Annotated in this window: 4 protein-coding genes; all 4 read left to right on the forward strand. The window is 31.4% G+C overall.

The genetic code is table 11. From position 1 onward, the window contains the following. Positions 1 to 1,551 (forward strand): ferrous iron transport protein B (feoB, locus tag ACTG3S_RS12080; RefSeq protein ID WP_439129603.1); only part of this gene is annotated, 1,551 nt, incomplete at its 5' end. A 205-nt stretch (positions 1,552 to 1,756) separates the two neighbouring features. After that, positions 1,757 to 2,311 (forward strand): DUF2911 domain-containing protein, encoded by a 555-nt coding sequence (locus ACTG3S_RS12085; protein WP_439129604.1) that lies wholly within the window; start codon positions 1,757 to 1,759, stop codon positions 2,309 to 2,311. Positions 2,312 to 2,483: 172 nt separating this feature from the next. Beyond that, the gene (locus tag ACTG3S_RS12090; RefSeq protein ID WP_439129605.1) at positions 2,484 to 2,906 is read left to right on the forward strand and encodes a hypothetical protein; all 423 of its coding nucleotides are present in this window, start codon (positions 2,484 to 2,486) and stop codon (positions 2,904 to 2,906) included. Positions 2,907 to 3,034: 128 nt separating this feature from the next. After that, on the forward strand, positions 3,035 to 4,313 hold a 1,279-nt coding region (locus tag ACTG3S_RS12095; RefSeq protein WP_439129606.1), incomplete at its 3' end, for a class I tRNA ligase family protein.

Below are 4,313 nucleotides of genomic sequence, written 5' to 3' on the forward strand. Positions count from 1 at the left end.
GCTTATTTTGAAAAGTTAAAAGCCATAAACCCAAATTTTTCTTTGTATGAATTATGGTTAATGGTTACTCAGAAAAACTTTCCAGAAGGCATTACAAAAAGCCAAAAAGAACAACTTCTTTCTTTTAATAAAGATGTTTCTAAATTAAGAAAATATCAACACAAAGAGACGATATATAGATATCAAGAAATTAATAAAATTTTAAAGAAAACCTATATTGTAGATAAAAATGCAGCTACAGATGTAAGAAGCAGGTTAGATAAAGTTTTTACCCATAAAATATTTGGCTACTTTATTTTTCTATTAGTTTTATTATTGATTTTTCAATCTATTTTCGATTGGTCTTCTTTACCTATGGATTTTATAGATGGTGCCTTTGCCAATCTATCTGATTTTGCAAAAAGTAATTTACCAGCAGGTGTTTTTACAGATTTAATTGCAGAAGGTATCATACCAGGTATTGGTGGTGTCCTTATTTTCATTCCTCAAATTGCAATCTTATTCATGTTTATAGCCATTTTAGAAGAAACGGGTTATATGAGTCGTGTGGTTTTTTTAATGGATAAAATTATGCGACGTTTTGGTATGAATGGTAAAAGTATCATTCCATTAATATCTGGTACAGCATGTGCAATACCCGCAATTATGGCTACCAGAACCATTGCTAGTTGGAAAGAAAGGTTGATTACCATTTTAGTAGTTCCGTTTACAACTTGTTCTGCAAGATTACCTGTCTATGCCATTTTAATATCCTTAATTATACCCAACAAAAAAATATTAGGGTTTTACAACTTACAAGCATTTACACTTTTAATGTTGTATGCTTTAGGTTTTTTATCAGCCATTATAGCCGCTTATATTTTACAGAAAACATTAAAAATTAAAAGTAGTTCTTTCTTTGTGGTAGAAATGCCCAATTATAAAATCCCTTCTTTTAAAAATGTATTTTTAGAAGTGGTAGAAAAAACAAAAGCCTTTGTTTTTGAAGCTGGTAAAATAATTTTAGCACTGTCTATTATTTTATGGTTTTTAGCTTCTAATGGGCCAGAATCATTTAAAAATGCAGAAAAAAATACTATTGAAAAAGTAGAAAACACAAATTTAGATGCTGCTGCTTTACAACAAAAAATAGCTTCAGCTAAGTTAGAGAATTCATATATTGGTATTATGGGTAAAAGTATAGAACCTGCTATAAAACCGTTGGGTTACGATTGGAAAATAGGAATTGCATTAATTACCTCTTTTGCAGCAAGAGAGGTTTTTGTAGGAACCTTAGCAACCATTTACAGTGTAGAGTCAGATGATGAAGATACTTCTACCATAAAAGAAAAAATGCGTTCAGAAATAAACCCAGAAACCGGAAAAAAACGATTTAACTTTCCTGTAGGTATGTCGCTATTGGTTTTTTATGCTTTTGCAATGCAATGTATGGCAACTTTAGCCATTGTAAAACGTGAAACTAAAAGCTGGAAATGGCCATTAATACAGGTGTTTGGTATGGCTTTATTGGCATATGTTTCCTCTTTAATAACCTATCAAATTTTAAGCTAATGCAACAGATACTTGTATATTTATTGGTTTTTGTAGCTTTATTTTTTCTGGTAAAAAAATTTATATTTCCTTCAAAGAAAAAAAGAGCTTGTAGTACAGATTGTGGGTGTCATTAAAAGTTAACACAAAATTAGTAACAACTCTCTGTAATGATTTATATTTTTGATACACTAAAAAAATAATTACTTAAAACATATATTTAAAAATGAAAAAACTAATATTATTTGTTGCAATAATTGCAACCACAATCTGTAGTACAGGTGTTGTTGCACAATCTTTTAAAAGGTTAGACGTAAGCCCAATGGATGCTGCTACTTTTCCTGATACATGGAAAATATCTGATAAAGTAGTAAAAGTAATTTACGGTAGACCACAATTAAAAGGGAGAGATTTGGCAATGTTAGCACCCGTGGATAAAGTTTGGAGAACTGGAGCTAATGAAGCTGCAGAAATTACTTTTTATGAAGATGTAATTTTTGGAGGGAAAGAATTAAGTGCTGGTACATATTCTTTATTTACAATTCCGTCTGCAGAAGGAGATTGGACCGTAATTATAAACAACGCAAGAAACGTTTGGGGAAGTTACACCTACAAAGAAGACCAAGATGTTTTAAGAGTATCTGGTAAAGTTTCTGAATCTGAAGAAAATATAGAAGCTTTTTCTATGATTTTTGATAAGAACATGACTTTACATATGGGTTGGGGTAAAACAATCGTTTCTGTACCTGTGAAAAAAGCAGCAGAATTAGAAGAAAACTAAGAAGTTACTTTCTAAGAAAAATTTAAAAAGTCGCATTATTTGCGGCTTTTTTTAATGTCTTTTTTTCCCTTTTAATAGTAATAATTTCCCTTTTATTAAGGTTTTTTAGGTGTAATCTATATATTAGTAGTTAGTTTGTGTCAAATCAAATTCAACTTAAAAATCAACAATTATGACAAAAAAGGGGAACAAATTTTTTATTTATTTGGCAATTATTAGTGCTATCACCTTAACAAGTTGTGGCAGTGCAAACGAAGATTTCTCATTAGAATTATCTTTACAAGAAAAAGTAACTATTTTAGAAAGTAACGCGTGGCTCTTAAAAGGTTATGAAGATAGAGTAATGCATACGTTTAAGAATGGTGAGCAATTTACTTATTATGGCACAGATAATGAGTTTTCTGATACGCCAATACCAGGCACACAAGATTATTCTATTTCTGGAAATTTGTTAATAGTAGATTATCATTTTGATAATATAGTAAACTATGAATTAAAGTTATCATGCAACAATAACATCGTAGATTTCTATAAAGACGGAGTGCTTAACAAGACTTTATATAGAAAAAATTCTAATTACAAAGAGTGTTTGTAAAAACACTTAAACATAAAACTGTAACGGGCTTTCAATTCATTTTGAAAGCCTGTTATAATTTAAAAGAAATCTGTTTTTTGCTTACAAAGATTAAACGTAAATTTGCCCCTTAAATTAAGAGTTAAAAGATGCAATACAACCATCAAGAAATAGAAAAAAAGTGGCAAGAATTTTGGGCTAAAAACCAAACGTTTAAAGCTTTAAATAAAAGTGAAAAACCTAAATATTATGTGTTAGATATGTTTCCTTATCCTTCAGGTGCAGGTTTGCATGTTGGGCATCCTTTAGGGTATATTGCATCCGATATTTATGCACGTTACAAACGTCATAAAGGGTTTAATGTATTGCACCCTCAAGGCTATGATTCTTTTGGTTTGCCTGCAGAACAATATGCCATTCAAACTGGTCAGCACCCTGCAAAAACCACCGAAGAAAATATAAAAACCTATAGAAGACAATTAGATCAAATTGGTTTTTCTTTTGATTGGAGCAGAGAAGTACGTACATCAGACCCAGAGTATTACAAATGGACACAATGGATTTTTATTCAGCTTTTTGAATCTTATTATTGCAAAGATTCAGATCAAGCAAGACCAATTGCTGAACTAGAACAGGTGTTTGCAGCAGAAGGAAATGCTAAAATTAATGCAGTTTGTGATGAAGATGTCATTTCGTTTTCTGCAGAAGATTGGAATGGGTTTTCATCAACCAAAAAACAAGAAATTTTATTACAATATCGTTTAACATTTTTATCAGATACAGAAGTAAATTGGTGCCCTGCTTTAGGAACAGTCTTGGCAAATGACGAAATTGTAAACGGAGTTTCAGAACGAGGAGGACATCCTGTTGTCAGAAAAAAAATGACACAATGGTCTATGCGAATTTCTGCGTATGCTCAACGTTTGTTAGATGGATTAAATACTATTGATTGGCCACAACCATTAAAAGATTCACAAACCAATTGGATTGGACGTTCTCAAGGAGCAATGGTTTCTTTTAAAGTAGATGGTTTTGATGCGAAAATAGATGTGTTTACCACAAGACCTGATACTATTTTTGGAGTAAGTTTTATGACATTAGCTCCAGAACACGAATTGGTAGCAGAAATTGTAACAGATGAGCAAAAGGATAAAGTAAACGCTTATATAGAAGCCACTGCAAAACGTTCTGAAAGAGATAGAATGGCAGATGTAAAAACCATTTCTGGTGCATTTACAGGAGCTTATGCAATTCATCCTTTTTCTAGAGAAAAAGTTCAAATTTGGATTGGAGATTATGTATTAGCAGGTTATGGAACAGGAGCAGTTATGGCTGTACCTTGTGGAGACCAACGTGATTATGATTTTGCCAAACATTTTAATATTCCGATTCCGAATATTTTTGATGGTGTAGATATTTCTGAAGCAG

The sequence above is a fragment of the Polaribacter sp. genome (assembly GCF_965656025.1).
GTDB lineage: Bacteria > Bacteroidota > Bacteroidia > Flavobacteriales > Flavobacteriaceae > Polaribacter.

Excerpts from the sequence above, each read along its gene's own strand:
- ACTG3S_RS12090 (WP_439129605.1), top strand. The coding sequence starts at position 2,484 with ATGACAAAAAAGGGGAACAAATTTTTTATTTATTTGGCAATTATTAGT.
- ACTG3S_RS12085 (WP_439129604.1), top strand. The coding sequence starts at position 1,757 with ATGAAAAAACTAATATTATTTGTTGCAATAATTGCAACCACAATCTGT.